The 18379-nt window shown below is 45.0% G+C and carries 17 protein-coding genes; 14 read left to right on the top strand and 3 right to left on the bottom strand.

What is annotated here, in order from left to right:
• Positions 1 to 34 precede the first annotated feature (34 nt).
• Positions 35 to 1510, bottom strand: coding sequence for a L,D-transpeptidase family protein (locus tag FW774_RS12305; RefSeq protein WP_187774887.1), 1476 nt, complete (start codon positions 1508 to 1510; stop codon positions 35 to 37).
• 230 nt (positions 1511 to 1740) lie between these two features.
• On the opposite strand from FW774_RS12305, the gene hisG reads away from it, so the two are divergent.
• The 10 genes from hisG to FW774_RS12255 all read left to right on the top strand — a co-directional run bounded on the left by hisG (position 1741) and on the right by FW774_RS12255 (position 10557).
• The gene (gene hisG, locus FW774_RS12300; protein ID WP_149348503.1) at positions 1741 to 2592 is read left to right on the top strand and encodes an ATP phosphoribosyltransferase; all 852 of its coding nucleotides are present in this window, start codon (positions 1741 to 1743) and stop codon (positions 2590 to 2592) included.
• 4 nt (positions 2593 to 2596) lie between these two features.
• Entirely contained in the window at positions 2597 to 3889 is a 1293-nt protein-coding gene (gene hisD / locus FW774_RS12295; RefSeq protein WP_149348502.1) for a histidinol dehydrogenase, read from the top strand.
• A gap of 21 nt (positions 3890 to 3910) precedes the next feature.
• The gene (gene hisC / locus FW774_RS12290; RefSeq protein ID WP_149348501.1) at positions 3911 to 4963 is read left to right on the top strand and encodes a histidinol-phosphate transaminase; all 1053 of its coding nucleotides are present in this window, start codon (positions 3911 to 3913) and stop codon (positions 4961 to 4963) included.
• Between the two features lie 10 nt (positions 4964 to 4973).
• Complete coding sequence (gene hisB, locus FW774_RS12285; RefSeq protein WP_149348500.1) at positions 4974 to 6104, top strand: bifunctional histidinol-phosphatase/imidazoleglycerol-phosphate dehydratase HisB; 1131 nt, start codon at positions 4974 to 4976, stop codon at positions 6102 to 6104.
• 216 nt (positions 6105 to 6320) lie between these two features.
• A complete protein-coding gene (gene hisH, locus FW774_RS12280; protein WP_149348499.1) occupies positions 6321 to 6911 on the top strand; it encodes an imidazole glycerol phosphate synthase subunit HisH in 591 nt (196 codons plus the stop codon).
• A gap of 8 nt (positions 6912 to 6919) precedes the next feature.
• On the top strand, positions 6920 to 7669 hold the full coding sequence (locus FW774_RS12275) for a HisA/HisF-related TIM barrel protein (RefSeq protein WP_149348498.1): 750 nt from the start codon (positions 6920 to 6922) through the stop codon (positions 7667 to 7669).
• A 69-nt stretch (positions 7670 to 7738) separates the two neighbouring features.
• A complete protein-coding gene (gene hisF / locus FW774_RS12270) occupies positions 7739 to 8494 on the top strand; it encodes an imidazole glycerol phosphate synthase subunit HisF (protein WP_149348497.1) in 756 nt (251 codons plus the stop codon).
• A gap of 86 nt (positions 8495 to 8580) precedes the next feature.
• Positions 8581 to 9171 carry a bifunctional phosphoribosyl-AMP cyclohydrolase/phosphoribosyl-ATP diphosphatase HisIE gene (gene hisIE / locus FW774_RS12265; RefSeq protein WP_149348496.1) on the top strand — a complete coding sequence of 197 codons (591 nt, stop codon included), beginning with the start codon at positions 8581 to 8583 and terminating at the stop codon, positions 9169 to 9171.
• Positions 9172 to 10092, top strand: coding sequence for a WD40 repeat domain-containing protein (locus tag FW774_RS12260; RefSeq protein ID WP_149348495.1), 921 nt, complete (start codon positions 9172 to 9174; stop codon positions 10090 to 10092). It begins immediately after the preceding gene.
• Between the two features lie 144 nt (positions 10093 to 10236).
• Positions 10237 to 10557 (top strand): hypothetical protein, encoded by a 321-nt coding sequence (locus FW774_RS12255; protein ID WP_149348494.1) that lies wholly within the window; start codon positions 10237 to 10239, stop codon positions 10555 to 10557.
• A 299-nt stretch (positions 10558 to 10856) separates the two neighbouring features.
• On the opposite strand, the gene FW774_RS12250 is transcribed toward FW774_RS12255, so the two are convergent.
• Both FW774_RS12250 and FW774_RS12245 read right to left on the bottom strand, forming a co-directional pair.
• Positions 10857 to 11648: an alpha/beta hydrolase family esterase gene (locus FW774_RS12250; RefSeq protein ID WP_197739856.1), complete on the bottom strand. Its 792-nt coding sequence runs from the start codon at positions 11646 to 11648 to the stop codon at positions 10857 to 10859.
• A 229-nt stretch (positions 11649 to 11877) separates the two neighbouring features.
• Positions 11878 to 12648, bottom strand: a complete 771-nt coding sequence (locus FW774_RS12245; RefSeq protein WP_149348492.1) for a C40 family peptidase — start codon at positions 12646 to 12648, stop codon at positions 11878 to 11880.
• A gap of 89 nt (positions 12649 to 12737) precedes the next feature.
• Between FW774_RS12245 and FW774_RS12240 the strand changes: the two genes are divergently transcribed.
• The 4 genes from FW774_RS12240 to polA all read left to right on the top strand — a co-directional run bounded on the left by FW774_RS12240 (position 12738) and on the right by polA (position 18368).
• On the top strand, positions 12738 to 13205 hold the full coding sequence (locus tag FW774_RS12240; RefSeq protein ID WP_149348491.1) for a universal stress protein: 468 nt from the start codon (positions 12738 to 12740) through the stop codon (positions 13203 to 13205).
• An 83-nt stretch (positions 13206 to 13288) separates the two neighbouring features.
• Entirely contained in the window at positions 13289 to 14809 is a 1521-nt protein-coding gene (gene gpmI / locus FW774_RS12235) for a 2,3-bisphosphoglycerate-independent phosphoglycerate mutase (protein WP_242457810.1), read from the top strand.
• A complete protein-coding gene (locus FW774_RS12230; RefSeq protein WP_149348490.1) occupies positions 14809 to 15345 on the top strand; it encodes a hypothetical protein in 537 nt (178 codons plus the stop codon). Before gpmI ends, FW774_RS12230 begins: the two co-directional genes overlap by 1 nt.
• A 227-nt stretch (positions 15346 to 15572) precedes the next feature.
• Positions 15573 to 18368 (top strand): DNA polymerase I, encoded by a 2796-nt coding sequence (gene polA / locus FW774_RS12225; protein ID WP_149348489.1) that lies wholly within the window; start codon positions 15573 to 15575, stop codon positions 18366 to 18368.
• The last annotated feature ends 11 nt before the right edge of the window (positions 18369 to 18379 follow it).

Here is an 18379-nt window from a genome sequence, read left to right as displayed (position 1 = left end):
GATTCCATTCGCAAATTTCACTATTTAATACTGACTAATAAAGCACTTGCTTCATTCGGTTATATAAAATGGCATCCAGCTTGTACACATCAGGCACAATCCTGATATTTCCCCGGCTATCCACAAAACACGGCATATAATCCAGGTAAACCGGGACTTTGGGCGTTAAAGCGATATCGTTAACGGTAGGAATATCTTCGTTCATTTCCTTCTCAATAAGTTGAAATTTCTTACCATCACCGTATAATGCCCGTGCCAGCTCCAGCGGTTTTTCAACCCGCACACACCCATGACTTACCGCCCGTACCTGCATTTTAAACGGTTCCTGCGCCGGAGTATCGTGCAGGTAAACGCTGCTTCCGTTAGGAAACTGAAACTTAATTCGTCCCAGCGAATTTTCATTGCCCGGCGCCTGCTTAAACTTGTATGGCATATCCGAAGCTGAGACCGACGACCAGTCTATCGATTCCGCATCCAGTTTTTCGCCGCTTTTAGCATACACATTAATGCCGTTGTTTACCAGGTAATACGGGTCGGCCTTCACATGCTCCAGGATTTCATTCTTGGCAATACTTTGCGGAATATTCCATACCGGGTTTACCTGCGCATTATAAATTTCGCTGCTTAGTTGCGGGGTTTGGTGATTATGCGGACCGTCTTCCTGGTCAGGCCCTTTGCCTGCGCATACTTTCATCGATAATTTCTCCGCACCGTTTTCAAAATAGTGCAGGGTAAAATCGGCAATATTTACCCACACATAACGTTTGGCCGAAGGTTTATTACGCCAACGCAACCGCTCAAGCGCCAATTCGAACGTTTTACGTGTTTCTTCAGCAGTAAGCCCCTGATAAACGGTATTATTCTTCAACGCGTCCTGTATTTTTATATACGCTGAGCTTTTCGGCTGAATACTATCCAGGTATGATTTTACATCCTGAACGGTAAATACCTGCTGATAAAACGCACTGTCGGGACGGGCGGTCTTCATATAATATCGTGAAAACGTTTTTCGCGGGTTTACCACACCAAATTGTATTGCCGATGAGTAATTGAGCAGCGAGTTAGCTACCAATAATTCCGTGTGGGCAATAACCCGGTAAGCTTCATTCACGGTTTTAATAGCATGCTTATCATACAATTTGTCTATCAGGGGTTTCAATTCAGTGTAATTGAAATAATCCGGGCTCAAACCATGTTCGGGAGCCTTCGCATAATAATCCAGCAAAGTTTTTAAATGCTCTTTCGGAGCAAAATGCGCAATAAAATACGCATCGTTCTCATTATCCTGGTAGAACTTACGGATAGTAACTGGATTGGTAAGATTTTTTTTCTCCGCTTTTAACACGCTGTCGAACACAGCAGCATAATCATCCAAATCAACACGTTTAAAAATCTTATTTCGGCTTTCTTTGAACAAAATACCGCCAATATCAGATTTGGGCTTTTTACAGGAAGCTACTATTGCCAGCAAGGCAAAGGCGGCAAATAAAATCAGGATGTTCTTTTTCATGGACACTTTTTGTGTTTTGTACAGGGTTATTCTAAAATTAATTTTGTTTTTGGATGGCGTGGGCGTATATTTGCGCTCCCGACATTGAATCAGGAACCAAATAACATGCCAGTACTGTTCACACATCACGTACATTTTCATCATCGCCCGGTGGGCGATAGGTAAAATTGTATGTTTCTACGTGAAGCAAGAGTATGTAATAAATTATTGGTCTGATTAAATAAAACACATTGAAAACATTAAAAATAGCTATTCAGAAGTCCGGCAGATTAAATGAAAAATCGGTGGAACTTCTAAAAAACTGCGGTCTTAGCTTTGAAAACTATAAAAGCTCGCTGATATCTCCTGTATCTAATTTCCCGTTAGAAATTCTTTTTCTTCGCGATGACGATATCCCGGAATACGTTCAGGATGGCATTGCCGATTTGGGAATCGTAGGCGAAAACGTTATTGAAGAAACCGAAGTGGATGTAGCCTACCTGCAACGGCTGGGCTACGGCAAATGCTCATTAAAGCTGGCGATACCGGTTAACAGCGATATCAAAACCATAGCCGACCTGAACGGTAAGGCCATTGCCACCTCGTACCCATCGATACTTAAAAGATTCCTGGCGAAGAATAACATAACAGCCGATATCCGTACCATTTCCGGCTCGGTAGAAATTGCTCCCGGATTAGGCATGAGCAACGCCATTTGCGATTTGGTATCAACTGGCGGCACGTTAAAAAGCAACGGATTACAAGCCTTTGCGGATGTACTGAAATCAGAAGCCATACTGATTGGCCGTAAAGGCGAAGAAAATAATCCGCTTACGCAGGAGCTTATCCAGCGTGTACAATCGGTATTACGGGCCAAAGAAACCAAGTACGTGGTACTCAATGCCGAAAATAAAAACCTGGATACCATTAAAACGCTGTTGCCCGGCATTAAAAGTCCAACAGTTGTCCCACTGGCCGAAGAAGGCTGGAGCGCCGTGCACACCGTTATTCCCGAAAAGGATTTCTGGGAGCGCATCAGCAGCCTGAAAAATGCCGGGGCACAAGGCATCGTGGTAATGCCCATCGAAAAAATAATCCTGTAAAGCCATGCTGACAAGCTATTTATATAACAACCTGTCTGCGCAGGATATACAACAGCTTACCGCACGCAATACGGACGAAAATAATGATATCCGCAGCCGCGTAGAACAGATTATTGCTACTGTAAAACAACAGGGCGATAATGCGCTAAAAGACTTCGCCCGGCAGTTTGACGGCATCGAATTACAGCAATTATACCTTGACCGGGATACGCTTGACCGTTTGGCCGCCACGGTTTCAGAACAGCAGAAACAAGCGCTGAAAATCGCTTATTCGAATATCCTGAAATTTCACCAAAGCCAGTTGCTTAGGGAAAATCCGGTAGAAACAATGCCCGGTGTAACCTGCTGGCGTGAAACCCGGGCCATAGAGCGGGTAGGTTTATACATTCCCGGCGGTAGCGCCGTACTGCCCAGCACCTTCTTAATGCTCGGCATTCCGGCACGCATTGCAGGATGCAGGGAAATCATCGTGTGCTCGCCGCCGCAAAAAGATGGTTTGGTAAACGGATTTATCGCCTACTGCGCACAGTTGCTTGACATTGAACGCATTTACCTGGCTGGCGGAGCGCAAGCCGTGGCCGCGATGGCTTACGGAACGCAAAGCATTCCCAAAGTGGATAAGGTTTTCGGCCCCGGAAACCAGTACGTTACCATGGCCAAAACCATTATTCAAACGCATACCGCTATTGATATGCCAGCCGGCCCGTCAGAAGTATTGGTTTTAGCCGATGAACAGGCCAATCCGGCTTACGTAGCTGCCGACTTGCTGGCACAAGCCGAACACGGTGTCGATAGCCAGGCTGTGCTGGTCACTACATCGCAACAGCTTTTAGACCGGGTACAACCGGAATTGGAGAAGCAATTGCAAACGCTTCCCCGCCGGGATGTGGCCGCTAAAGCAATTCAAAATTCGTATGCTGTAATTACCGCTACGTTGGATGAAGCAATGGATTTCAGTAATGCCTATGCTCCCGAACACCTCATTCTGGCAACCGACAAGTGGCAGCAGCTTACCGGAAAAATCACCAATGCCGGCTCTGTATTTTTAGGACATCTTACGCCGGAAAGCGCCGGTGATTACGCCTCGGGCACAAACCATACCTTGCCCACAAGCGCTTATGCCCGCTCCTATTCAGGCGTTTCGGTTGATTCATTCCTGAAAAAGATTACGTTTCAGCACATTACCGCCGATGGCATTAAGAACATCGGGCCAACCGTAGAAATCCTGGCCGGGCTGGAAGGCTTGCAGGCGCATAAAAACGCGGTAAGCATCCGTCTGTCCACGCCGGAATCATAAGAACCCATTAAAAAAGAAAAAATGTCATTCGATATAAATAACATTTTACGAGACAACATCAAAAAGCTTGTCCCGTATTCATCCGCCCGCGACGAGTTCCAGGGCGAGGCATCCGTTTATCTCGATGCCAACGAAAACAGCTTTGGCTCTCCCCTGCCGGATGCCTATAACCGTTATCCCGATCCATTGCAACTGGAAGTAAAGCAAAAAATCAGCAAGATAAAAGGTGTTCCGCCCCGTAATATTTTCCTGGGCAACGGCAGCGATGAAGCCATCGACATCCTGTTCAGAGCCTTTTGCCGTCCGGGAATTGACAATGTGATAACCGTACCACCCACTTACGGTATGTACGAAGTTTCGGCCAACATTAACGATGTTGAGGTTAGGAAAGTAAGCCTTACGGCCGATTACCAGCTCAACTTAGAAGCCATTGCGGAGACTATCGATGCTAATACTAAACTGATATTTATTTGCTCGCCCAATAATCCCACCGGAAATTCAATAGACCGTGAAGATATTGAAACCATACTGGCCAACTTCAATGGTATCGTAGTAATTGATGAAGCATACATCAATTATTCCCGGCAAAAAACCTTCATCCAGGAACTCACCGAATATGCCAATCTGGTGGTATTACAAACCTTATCCAAAGCATGGGGACTGGCTGGATTGCGCCTGGGAATGGCCTTCGCCAGCGAAGAAATCATTGAAGTTTTCAATAAGGTAAAACCACCGTATAACATTAACCTGGCATCGCAAAAACTCGCACTCGAAGCCTTAGACAATATTGAGCAGGTGAACCAATGGATAAAAACAACGGTGAGCGAGCGTGAGCGATTAGCTTTAGAATTGTCAAAATTGAATATAGTGCAGCATATTTACCCATCGGATGCTAACTTTATACTTGTAAAAACCACCGATGCAAAGGCAATTTATGATTACCTGGTGAGTAACGGCATTATTGTACGCGACAGGTCTAAAGTAACGCTATGCGAAGGAAGTCTGCGGATTACCGTGGGCACTCCGGCAGAAAACGACACGCTCATTAATACACTAAAAAACCTGTCGCTTTAAAAGAAAAGCAATGCAAAAAGTACTATTCATAGACCGCGACGGCACGCTGGTAAAAGAACCGGAAGACGAGCAGGTCGACTCGTTCGCCAAGCTGGAATTTTATCCCGGCGCCTTACAGTATTTGCCAAAAATTGCACACGAGCTTGATTTTACGCTGGTGATGGTTACCAACCAGGATGGCCTGGGCACCGACTCGCATCCCGAAGAGAATTTCTGGCCGGTGCACAACTTCATCGTAAAAACGTTTGAGAACGAAGGTGCAATATTCTCGGATATCATTATCGACCGGACGTTTGCGCACGAACAAGCGCCTACCCGCAAACCGGGCACAGCGCTTCTGACCAACTATTTGGACAACGAGGCTTACGACCTCGCCAACTCATTTGTGCTTGGCGACCGCATGAATGATGTGATACTGGCTAAAAATTTAGGTGCAAAAGCTATCTGGCTCAAACAAAGCGATTTGGGCGCCTATGAGTTTACAGGTCAGGACATTACCGAAGATATTATCGCGTTAGAAACCACCGACTGGAAAAAGATTTACGAGTTTTTAAAGGGCGGCAACCGCTCTGTTGAGCACCAGCGGAACACCAAAGAAACCCAGATTGCCATTAAGCTCAACCTGGACGGTTCAGGGAAAGCCAATATTTCTACCGGTATTCATTTCTTTGACCACATGCTCGACCAGATTGCCCGTCACGGTAGTATTGATTTAGATATCCGTGTAAACGGTGATTTACACATCGATGAGCACCACACCATTGAAGATACCGGCATTGCTTTAGGCGAAGCGTTCTCTCTGGCATTGGGCGATAAACGTGGCATAGAGCGTTACGGCTTCTGCCTGCCCATGGACGATTGCCTGGCGCAGGTAGCTATCGACTTCGGCGGGCGCAACTGGATAGTGTGGGATGCCGAATTTAAACGCGAAAAAATCGGCGAAATGCCCACTGAAATGTTTTTTCACTTTTTTAAATCATTTTCAGACGCATCGCGTTCAAACCTGAACATCAAGGCCGAAGGACAGAATGAGCATCATAAAATTGAAGCCATATTTAAAGCCTTCGCCAAAGCAATAAAAATGTCGGTAAAGCGTGATGTAAATAACATGCAGTTACCCAGTACGAAGGGAGTTTTGTAAAAGGTGGAAGCTTTGATAATTGACAGTGGACAATGGATAGTTGAAAATGGATAATGGACAATCTTTGGATGGTTATAGTTTATGGCTAAAGGTTAATGGTTAATGGTTAATGGTTAATGGTTAATGGCTGATAGCTAATAGCAACCTGAATTAATTCAACAATCTCACATCTAAAATCTCATGTCTCACATCTCAATACGCAATACTTAAAAAGAAATGACAGGCATTATCAATTACGGAGCCGGGAATATTTTCTCATTAACCGCGGCATTGCAACGGTTGGGCATTGCGTATGGCATGATTAACCGTCCCGAAGAATTACAGGGATATGATCGTTACATTATTCCCGGAGTAGGTCATGCCGGAGCCGCGATGCACAAGCTGGAAACAACCGGCATTATTCCATATATCAAACAGCTTGATAAGCCGGTACTTGGTATTTGCGTGGGTATGCAGTTACTTACCGATTTTTCGGAAGAAGGTAACTCCAGGCTCACCGGAATTATACCGCTTAACACACTGCATTTCAGCGAAAAAATAAAACTAAAAGTGCCACACATGGGTTGGAATAAGGTGCATTATCCAAAAGCAAGCGCTTTATTTAGTAATATTGCACCCGGAACGTACTTTTATTTCGTGCATTCCTATTTTATAGAATTTAATCCTAATTTTACTATTGCAGATGCAGATTATGGGATACCATTTTCTGCAGCAATACAAAAAGATAACTTTTACGGCGTTCAGTTTCACCCGGAGAAATCGGGCGAGGCCGGAGAAACGCTGCTTAAAAATTTTGAAAACATATAAAGGCAATTATGTATATCATTCCAGCAATTGACATCCTTGACAAAAAAGTCGTACGGCTTCGTGAAGGAGATTATGACCAGGTTACATTTTACGATGTAACCCTGGAAGAAATGATTGAAAAGTACCAGTCTAACGGGACTGAATTTGTACACATCATTGACCTGAACGGCGCCAAAGGCGATTTCAGCAACCAGGATTACCTGTTTGATATCATCCATAAAACCGAAATGAAGGTACAATATGGCGGTGGCGTGAGAAGTATTGACAAGGTAAAAGAGCTGATTGATTCGGGCATACACCGCGTAATTGTAGGCACACAGGCCATTACCAATCCTGCTTTCCTGGATGAGCTGAGCGACGCGGTTTGCGATGAATACAAATGCTCTGACCGTGTGGTTATTGCTATCGATGTGCTCGACGAAGTCATCAAATATTCCGGATGGATGGAAAGCTCGCCTATTAAGTTGATGGATTATGTTGACCGCTGCCTGAACCTGGGCTTTTTCAGGTTCCTGTGCACCGACATCAATAAAGATGGAAAGCTGGGCGGTGCAGGCGTTGAGCTGTACCAGAAGCTGTTAGACCATTCTCCGTTTATCAAGCTGATTGCGTCTGGTGGTATCAGCTCCATGAAAGATATTAAGGCCCTGCAAAAAATAAAAGTAGAAGCCTGTGTGGTTGGCAAAGCCATTTACGAGAACCGCATAACCATTGAGGAAATTAAAGACTGGAACCTGAAATCATTGATCAGTTTCTAACATAAATTTGTGATTTTGGGCCGATGGCTGAGCGTGTCGGAAGCTGGTCTAATCACAAGCTATAAAAAGATGCTCGCAAAACGTATCATCCCCTGCCTGGATGTTAAAGAAGGCCGTACTGTTAAAGGAGTGAACTTTGTGGAGTTGCGTGATGCCGGCGACCCGGTTGAACTGGCCTGGCAGTATTCGCAGCAAGGCGCCGACGAGCTGGTTTTTCTGGACATCACCGCCACCCACGAACGCCGCAAGACGATGGTGGAGCTGGTAAAGGCAGTAGCCCGCAATGTTAATATCCCGTTTACTATTGGAGGCGGCATTAACGAAATAAGTGATGCCGATGTCCTGCTTAATTCAGGTGCTGATAAAATTTCCATCAATTCCGCAGCGGTACGTAATCCCAACCTGATTAACGAACTGGCTGCGGCATTCGGTAAGCAATTTGTTGTAGTTGCGGTGGATACGAAACACGTGGATGGAAAAAATCTTGTTCACCTTAACGGCGGACGAATTGCCACCGAACTTGAAACAGAGCATTGGATAAAAGAAGCCGAAGAACGCGGAGCCGGGGAAATCTTGCTCACTTCGATGGACCATGATGGCACAAAAGCGGGGTTTGACAATCCACTATTAAAAAAAATAAATGATGCAATATCCATTCCGCTTATTGCATCCGGCGGAGCCGGTAATAGCCAGCATTTTACAGACGTGTTCCGCGAAACAAATGTAGATGCGGCACTGGCAGCTTCTGTGTTTCACTATGGCGAAATATTAATTCCCGACCTGAAAGCAGAATTAAAAGCGAATGGCATACAGGTGCGGATTTAGGTTTTTAACTTTTGAACTTTAAGTAGCCGAAATTCCGCTTTGCCCGACTTTTGAATTTTTAATTTTTACTTTTGAATTTACCATTCATGAAAATTGATTTCAACAAAAATAACGACGGACTTGTTCCGGTAATCATACAAAACGAGCAAACCCTTGAAGTGCTGATGCTGGGTTATATGAACAGCGAGGCTTACGAAAAAACCAGGGCAGAAAGCAAGGTAACGTTCTTTTCACGTACTAAAAACCGTTTGTGGACAAAGGGCGAAGAAAGCGGCAATTTTCTTTACGTAAAAAGTATCAGCATTGATTGCGACAACGATACGCTGCTCATTAAAGTTGACCCAATCGGGCCGACTTGCCACACGGGCTCACGCAGCTGTTTCAAAACAGAGTATAACCAGAACTTTATTTTCGAGCTTGAGCAGATTGTCAACAGTCGATATGAGCATCCGCAGGAAGGCTCGTATGTCAATAAGCTTCGCACAAAAGGCCTCAATAAAATAGCCCAGAAAGTTGGCGAAGAAGGTGTTGAAACGGTTATTGCAGCGCTTAACGAAACCGAGACCGATTTTATCAATGAAGCCTCAGACCTGGTTTTTCACCTGATTGTTTTGCTCCGCGAAAAAAATATCAGCCTGAGAACCATTGCCGAAAATCTCGAAAAACGTCACCGTTAAATGATTGTTGATGTAAACTGTATCGCTACGTTGCCGGGACATCAGAACCCGGTTTATACTGTGGAACAGGCACACAATCAGCATGTTTTTTATACCGCGGGCAACGATAAAGGTATTGTAGAGTGGAACCTGGACACACCGGGTTTCTCCAGGGTACTGATGCCCGTTCAAAGTTCAGTATATGCGCTCCATGCACCGGCAAATAAACCTGTTCTTCTGGTAGGAGAACGCAGCGGAAGCATACAGATTTATAATTTTGAAGATAGCAAACCCGGCATGACCTTAAAACGGCATGCTCTCCCGGTATTCGATATCCGGTCTATCAATTACAAAAACGAATTTCTGGCAGCTTCTGAGGACGGAACAGTAACTGTATGGAGCCTGGAAAACTACCAATTGCTGTATCAGTTTGCTGCAAGCTCCGATACTATCCGCACCATCGCCATAAGTTCTGATGAAAAGTGGATTGCCTTAGGCTGTAAGGATAATTATATCCGCATTTACCAGACCGAAGATTACAGCCTGGTTTGCGAGCTGAAAGAACATACCTTACCAGTAACGTCACTTGCATTTTCTCCCGACGGTACAACCCTGATCTCAGGCAGCCGCGATGCGCACCTCAAGCTGTGGGATACAGCCAGCTTTTCGCTTTTACAAGACATACCGGCACACCTGTTTGCCATTTACGATATTAAATTTCACCCCGCCCTGCCCCTGTTTGCCACAGCCAGCCGCGATAAATCCATCAAAATATGGGATACCGAATTAAGGCTGAAAAAAGTGATCAGCATAGAAAAAGGATACCCTTCGCATACCCACTCTGTAAATAAATTGCTGTGGACATCCAATAAAACCCAGCTTGTTTCCGTTAGTGATGATAAAAAAGTAATCATCTGGGAAGTCCAGGCAGTGTTAGGTTAAAATTAAAAAACTACAAGAGGTTATTGACACCTTCATTTGTTGACATAACACAAACTGGCAATTTCCCGGTTTGAAATTTCATAAGTCCTTTTTGGGATTTTTGAATTTTGAATTTTAACTTTTTAATTTTTAACATGCACTATTATGAAAACATCAGTTTATTTTTTGGGCGCAGCCGTCCTCCTGGCATTTTCTACCTGTAAGAAAACCGGCGAAACCTTTACGGGTAAGCAGGGAACCGTTATGGTCATCAATAACTCAGCCGGCTGCGGCACAATCATCAAATTTGACGACGGCACTTCTATCGAACCCATTAACCGTACCGAAAGTAATTTTGCTACTTACCTGACAAACAATAACCGGGTGGTGGTTGATTATAAAGAACGGAATGATTTTGTAACTGCCTGCCAGAATGCTAAAGCCGCACAGATTATAAATATCCATAATAGCGGTAGCAGTAATTAAACAGCAAGCAGGGTATCTGAAAAGTCTGCTATAGCCATTCTTAAGAGTAATATATTTCATATAAATCACTATGAAATGACATTACAGAAAAGATTGCTTCGTCGTACCTCCTCGCAATGACGCTTCTGTTTTTCGTTCTCGAGCTCTCGGAACGAGTGCAGAAATCTTATAATCAGAATGTTACAAAAAGCGTCAATGGTAGCTTGTCGAAGAATTGGCTCTTTGTGGCTACAGCGCTAACCTCAAGGGTCAGCGTGACTATGAATCGATGGCTTTGATATCCTGTGTTCTTTTATTTTCTATTTACTGCACTGTTTAAAGAAATCAGTAATGGCCTGGCTGGCGCCAACCGGGTATTCATGGCCACCGGGATGAACATATAAAACCACGGGATTACCCGTAGCCGACTTATACCAGGTAGTATATTTTCCGGTCGGTACACCTTTATCGGCACAACTATTTAGCCTCAAAACGGCGTTAATGGTAATTTTTTGCCACTCCGGTTTTACCAGAGGATCTTTTTCACCCATCAGATGAAAACAGGGTTTAGGTTTCAGGCTACGAACCAACCCCATAGCGGCGGCAGCACAGGGAGCTACAGCAGCGAATACATCGCCACGTTCGGCCCAGAGCAAATATGTAAAGTGACCGCCGTTCGAGTGTCCGGTTACATAAATACGTTTATCATCAACCTTATAATCCTTTTTAAGCGAAGCCAGCATTACATCAAAAAATTTCAGGTCACGATCGCCCATGTCGCCTTTCCCTTTCTGCCAGCCTGGCTTTTCCCCTTCTTTATCGGTTAACTGTCCCGGTGTATTTAACCCCTGCGGACAAACCAGAATAGCTTCAGGCCACACTTTTTGTATGCTAAATTTCCTGTAGGCGAACGCCATTGTCCCGCCATGACCATGAAAATCAAAAATTAACGCGGAAGGCTTTGTTTTAGCATCAGGAGGAAGATAGACCAGCGCTTCGCGGGTAGTATCTCCCACTTTCCACTGCATTTTTACCGGCGATATGGTTTGCTGTGCTTCAGCAAGTAATCCCCCAAAAGTAAACAGAACGATAAGTAAGCCTTTCAAATTCATAATCAATTGCATTTTTACATAAGACGTCCTGCGGGAAAAAACGTTTAATTGACATTGAGATGTGAGACATGAGATTTTAGATGTAAGATTGTTAAATGGCTAAAATTGTTATATTGTTAAACTGCCCCGGAGTTGCTATAAGCTATAACCATCCAAGCATTATCCATTGTCCATTGTCAACTCTCCACTATCAACTGTCAATTATCAATTGTCAATTGTCAATTATCTGTTAGCAAAACCGTTTAATAATCCGTAATTTATGCGTATGCCGGTTTAACTCATCGTTATAGATTCCCTGGTTATCAATGGCGTCTATTCTCACCCTGCCCGACGCATGTATGATGGCTGAATTACCTAACATGATGCCTACATGAACAATGCGGCCTTCATCGTTATCAAAAAAGGCGAGGTCTCCGGTTCGGGCAGCCGAAAGAAAATCTACTGTTTCACCTTGCTCCGCTTGTTGGCTTGCATCACGTTTTACCCTGATACCTAACAGCTTAAATATTACCTGCGTAAACCCGGAACAATCAATACCAAAAGGCGAGCGACCACCCCACAAATAAGGCGAGTTCAGGTAAAAGGCAGAATATTCTTCTATCTTTTCAGCAAATAATTCCGTTGATGGCAAAACCAGTTCCCGGCTGTAGCTGTAAGATTGCTCACCCAGTTTAAAATCATCATACGGCAACGTACATCCGGGCACAAGTTGTAACCGGCCTTTTACCGTTTGAAGATGTTGTTCCCGGAACAGGCCGGTAACAGATTCACAGGTTTTCCATTGCATATATTCATGTAAATTAACGGTAACAAACTGTTTCCGGTCTATCCAGCCGGTATAATCGTCATACGCATGCTGAATATATGCCCATTTATCCGTTTGTTCAATAACCTGGAAGCAATCGCCAAAAAGTAATTGAGTAGTCATTTCACTGCGGTCAGAAGGTTGTGCCCGCACCGGAACTACGGCCAGGTTGCATACACCATATACTGTTTCCATTGAATAAGCCTGAATTACAAAAAAACAGAAAAAAACGCAGTTTACGCGTTCTTTAAAAACTTAATTATCTGATTAATTGTTTCCTGATCATGGATAATAGATTGCATATCAAAAAAATTCTGATAGCGGTTGAAGACAGCCCCTATTCAGAAAAAGCAGCCGCGTATGGCTTTGCACTGGCCACAATGGTACATGCCGATGTGGTTTTATTACACGTAAACGAGGTGCAGACACCGGTGATGAATGTAGGCGATCCGCTTCTGAATGAGCCAGGCATGATCATGCCTGAGCTGATCACTGCACAGGAAGAAAGCAGTCAGAAACTGCTGGATAGAATGGCCGAAAAATACAGGGATGAAAATTTGCAGATATCAACGTTCCGAAAGCTGGGTAATACCAGGGATGAGATACTGAATATGGCCGATGAGTGTAACGCCGACCTGATCATCTTAGGCACTCACGGGCGTACCGGGTTCGATCATTTTATTACCGGCAGCGTATCCGAAAGCGTTTCACGCCATGCCAAATGCCCAGTGCTTATTGTACCGAATAAGTAAAATTCGGTTGTGATCCGTTTCGCATCGGCACCATAACCTGGCCCGGCTATCAGCATCTGCCAAATAGATGTTATATTTGCGCTGTGGAAAATAAGAAAGTCATGCTCATGATCCTCGATGGCTGGGGATATGGCAAAAACGATAACTCAAACGCTATACAAAAAGCAAATACTCCTTTTTTTGAACATTTACTAAAAACATATCCCAACTCAAAACTCGAAGCATCGGGCGAAGCCGTGGGGCTTCCGGCCGGACAAATGGGCAATTCTGAGGTCGGCCACATGAACCTGGGCGCCGGCAGGGTGGTTTACCAGGAATTGGGCCGTATACATAAAGCCGTAGACGACGGCGAGCTGGTTGCCAACAAAACATTGAATGATGCCTTTGATTACGCTAAAGCGAATAATAAGCAGGTGCACCTGATCGGCCTCGTGTCTGATGGGGGTGTACACTCGCACATTAAACACATATTCGGCTTATGCGATGCCGCTAAAGCAAAAGGCGTTGATAAGCTTTTTATCCATGCCTTTTTAGATGGTCGTGACACGGATCCCAACTCTGGTTTAGGTTATATCAATTCGCTGGAAGAACATCTGCAACATGCTACCGGCACACTGGCATCGGCCATTGGCCGTTATTATGCCATGGATCGCGATAACCGCTGGGAACGCGTTAAGCAGGCTTATGATCTATTGGTTCACGGCACAGGAAAGCCCACCCAAAATATCGCGTTAGCTATTCAGCAATCTTACGAGGAAGGCGTTACAGACGAGTTTGTGAAACCTATTGTAAAAACCGGTACCGATGGTAAACCAGTAGCCGTGATACAGCCGGGCGATGTAGTGATCTGCTTCAACTTCCGTACAGACCGTGGCCGGGAAATCACCATAGCGCTTACCCAAAAGGCATTTCCCGAATACCAGATGGAGCCGCTGGATCTGCACTATATTACCATGACTACCTACGATGAAACCTTCAAAAACGTGCAGGTAGTATTTACCAAGGACGACCTTACCGAAACTTTAGGAGAAGTATTAGAGAAAAACAACAAAACTCAGGTTCGTATTGCCGAGACTGAAAAATATCCGCATGTTACTTTCTTCTTTTCGGGTGGCCGCGAAAAAGAGTTTAACGGCGAAAAACGCATCCTGATACCGTCTCCTAAAGTAGCTACCTACGATTTACAGCCGGAAATGAGCGCCCAGGGAATTGCTGATGCGATTTGTGAAGAGCTTAAAACAGGGAAACCGGATTTTGTCTGCCTGAACTTTGCCAACCCGGATATGGTAGGGCACACCGGCGTGTTCGACGCTGTGGTTAAAGCGGTAGAAAAAGTTGACCGTTGCGCACAACAGGTGGTAGAATGCGGTATAGAGCAGGGATATTCATTTATAATCCTGGCCGACCACGGCAACGCTGATTATATGATTAATGACGACGGTTCGCCAAACACGGCGCACACTACCAACCTGGTTCCCTGTATTTTGATTGACAGCGAATACCACGCTATAAAAGACGGGAAATTAGGTGATATTGCACCAACCGTTCTAAAGTTGCTTCATGTACCTGTACCCGAAAAAATGTCGGGTAATGTCTTAGTTTAATGAAATACGTTCCGCAGTTTATAACCAGTATACTGATTTTTATAGCTGCATCGTGCCAGCCTGAAGAAAAGCAGGCCGGCACGATGCCTGATCTATATTTCAGCCTGAAAGATTATTTCGATAAGGAAGTAACACGACTAAACGCGGCCAATCCGTTAGTAACCAAAAGCGTTTTACGTAACGAAGAAGCGGAACAAAAGGAACTGCATATTCGCAACTGGGCAACAGAGCTGGAATTATTCAGCCAGTCTGACATTAACAAACCGGCCTGGCGGGGTGAGTACCGTGTTGATTCAGCCGACCACCAGGTTACATACACTGCCTTAAATGATGATCTCAGTACCCGGAAAGTTATTATTTCCAGAAACAGCGGCAAAATCACACACATATCCATCCGGAATGTAGTAAAAAACCTGTTGTATTCCTCAAACGAAACATTGGATTATTACCCTGATTCGTTGTATAGCATACAAAAAGAACAGGATGTGAGGGTGATTGGCGAAGGGAGATACCAGATTACAGGAAGGTTCCATTAAGAACAATCAACGGGCTGTTTAAAAAGACTTTAGTCAGCCCCTGACAATGTTTCCTGGCTTTTTAGACCTAATTGAGCTAAGCTCCGGCTTCGTATCTCATACCTCACAGCTAAAATCTTCAAAAGAAGATTTTCCCGGTAAACTGATTTAATTACCTTTGAAAATACAGTAAGCAGGGAATATAAGGGCTTATCCCCTATCCATTCTGCTGCAAGCAACGAAAACACATGAAGAAACTTTTTTTGTTAGATGGAATGGCGCTGATTTACCGGGCGCATTTTGCATTAAGTAAAAATCCACGCTTTACATCAGGCGGATTAAATACTTCTGCCGTGATGGGCTTTACCAATACCCTGCTTGAAGTCATCCGCAAAGAAAAACCAACCCACATGGCGGTAGTGTTTGACACCGAAGCGCCTACCGAACGCCATACTGATTTTACCGGTTATAAAGCCCACCGCGAGGCCATGCCCGAAGACCTCTCCAAAGCCTTACCTTACGTGGTGCGACTTATTGAAGGCTTCCAGATACCGGTTATCGTTTCTGATGGTTACGAGGCCGACGATATCATCGGTACATTGGCAAAGAAAGCGGAACAAGCCGGTTATACCGTTTATTGCATGACTCCCGATAAGGATTTTGCACAACTGGTTTCAGACAATATCTTTATCTATAAACCCGCACGTATGGGCAACGGCGTTGAAATTCTCGGCGTACCCGAAGTGCTGACCAAATGGGAGATTGAACGCGTAGACCAGGTTATTGACATCCTCGGCCTTTGGGGCGATGCGGTAGACAACATTCCCGGAATACCCGGCATTGGCGAAAAAACCGCTAAGCAACTCATAAAAACCTATGGCTCGGTAGAGAATGTAATAGCCAACAGCCATGAACTGAAAGGTAAAATGCGTGAAAACGTAGAAACGTACGCCGAACAGGGATTAGTTTCAAAAAAGCTGGCCACCATTTTACTGGATGTACCAGTAATGTTCGATGAAGACCTGCTAAGTCTGAAAGAGCCCAGCCGTGAACTGCTGGAACCCTTATTTGCCGAGCTGGAATTCAGAACTATTGGCCGCAGGGTATTTGGCGAAGAATTTAACGTTACCGAGGTCAGGGTAAACCAGGTTACCGGCCAGATGGATTTGTTTGGCAGTCCGGCCGAAGTTACCATACAAACAGAAACCATTGTTGCCGAGCCCGTTGCCGGCAAAAACATAAACAACACACCGCATAATTATTCGCTGGTTGATACTGCTGAAAAACGTAAGGTGCTGATAGATCTACTGAGCGCACAACCATCCTTCTGTTTTGACACCGAAACTACAGGAACCGATGTCAACGACTGCGAATTGGTGGGCTTATCCTTTTCCATCCGTCCGGGTGAAGGATGGTACGTGCCCACTCCGGCCGACCAGCAGCAATGCAGCGACATCGTGAAAGAATTTAAAGCCTTGTTCGAAAATCCGGCTATCAAAAAAATAGGGCAAAATCTCAAGTTTGATATTTTGGCGCTGAAATGGTACGGTATTGAAGTTCAGGGCCAGCTGTTTGATACCATGCTGGCACATTATCTCATCGACCCCGATACCCGGCATAACATGGATATCCTGTCTGAAAACTACCTGGGCTATACGCCGGTTTCTATCACTGAATTGATTGGAGCCAAAGGCAAGAACCAGGGCAACATGCGTGATGTGGAGCTGGAAAAAATAAAGGAGTACGCCGCCGAAGATGCAGATATCACCCTACAATTGCACCAGGTATTCGTCCCTATGCTGCAAGCTGCAAAAGCCGATAAGCTGGCTGAAGAAATAGAAAATCCGCTGATCTATGTGCTGGCCGATATGGAATACGAAGGTGTAAAAATAGATGAGCCAACCTTACGGGATCTATCCAAAGAGCTGGAACGCGACAGCGCCCAGCTGGAACAAACCATTTACGAAAAGGCCGGCGTCCGGTTCAACATTGCATCGCCACGACAATTGGGCGAAGTGCTATTCGATAAACTAAAGCTAAACCCGAACGCCCGCAAGACCAAGACTGGCCAGTACCAAACCGGCGAAGATGTATTGCTGGCGCTGGCTCATAAAAGCGATATTGTTCAGGATATTCTTGAATTCAGGCAGCTGCAAAAATTAAAATCCACGTATGTAGATGCCCTTCCGGCGATGATCAACCGGAAAACCGGGCGGGTACATACCTCGTACAACCAGGCGGTAGCCTCAACCGGGCGGTTAAGCTCCAATAATCCCAACCTGCAAAATATCCCGATACGTACAGCCCGCGGACGCGAAGTGCGCAAAGCCTTTATTCCCCGCGATGAAAGGCATGTTATTCTTTCGGCAGATTATTCGCAGATTGAGCTTCGCCTGATCGCCGAAATAAGCCGCGATGAGAACATGATGGATGCCTTCATGAAAAACCTGGATATCCATACAGCCACCGCCGCACGGGTTTACAATATCCCTTTAGAGGAGGTGACTCCTGAAATGCGCCGTAACGCCAAAGCAGTGAACTTCGGTATCATTTACGGACAATCGGCGTTCGGACTTTCGCAAAACCTGGGCATACCCCGCAAGGAAGCCGCCGAGATCATAGAAAGCTATTTTGCCCAGTACGCCGGCATTAAGCAATATATGTCTGATACGATGAACTTTGCCCGGGAGAACGGCTATGTAGAAACCATTCGTGGACGTCGCCGCTATGTGCGGGATATCAATTCGGCCAATGCAACAGTCCGTGGGTTTGCGGAACGAAATGCCATTAATGCACCGATACAGGGTTCGGCTGCTGATATGATTAAAATTGCCATGATTAAAATTCACCAGGACATTGCCGATAAAAAGCTCGATTCGCGTATGACCATGCAGGTGCATGACGAGTTGGTTTTCGATGTTCCTGAAAGTGAAATTGAGATCATGAAGGTAATTATTGAATACCGTATGAAAACGGCCATTGAAACTACAGTACCCATACTGGTTGAAATTGGCCAGGGAAACAACTGGCTGGAAGCGCATTAAATCAATAAAAC

Origin of the sequence: Pedobacter sp. BS3, from assembly GCF_008274585.1 — a bacterium.
In the GTDB taxonomy this organism is placed as follows: Bacteria; Bacteroidota; Bacteroidia; order Sphingobacteriales; family Sphingobacteriaceae; genus Hufsiella_A.
The sequence above is the reverse complement of the archived record's forward strand: the minus strand, read 5'-3'. Positions and strand labels throughout refer to the sequence as shown.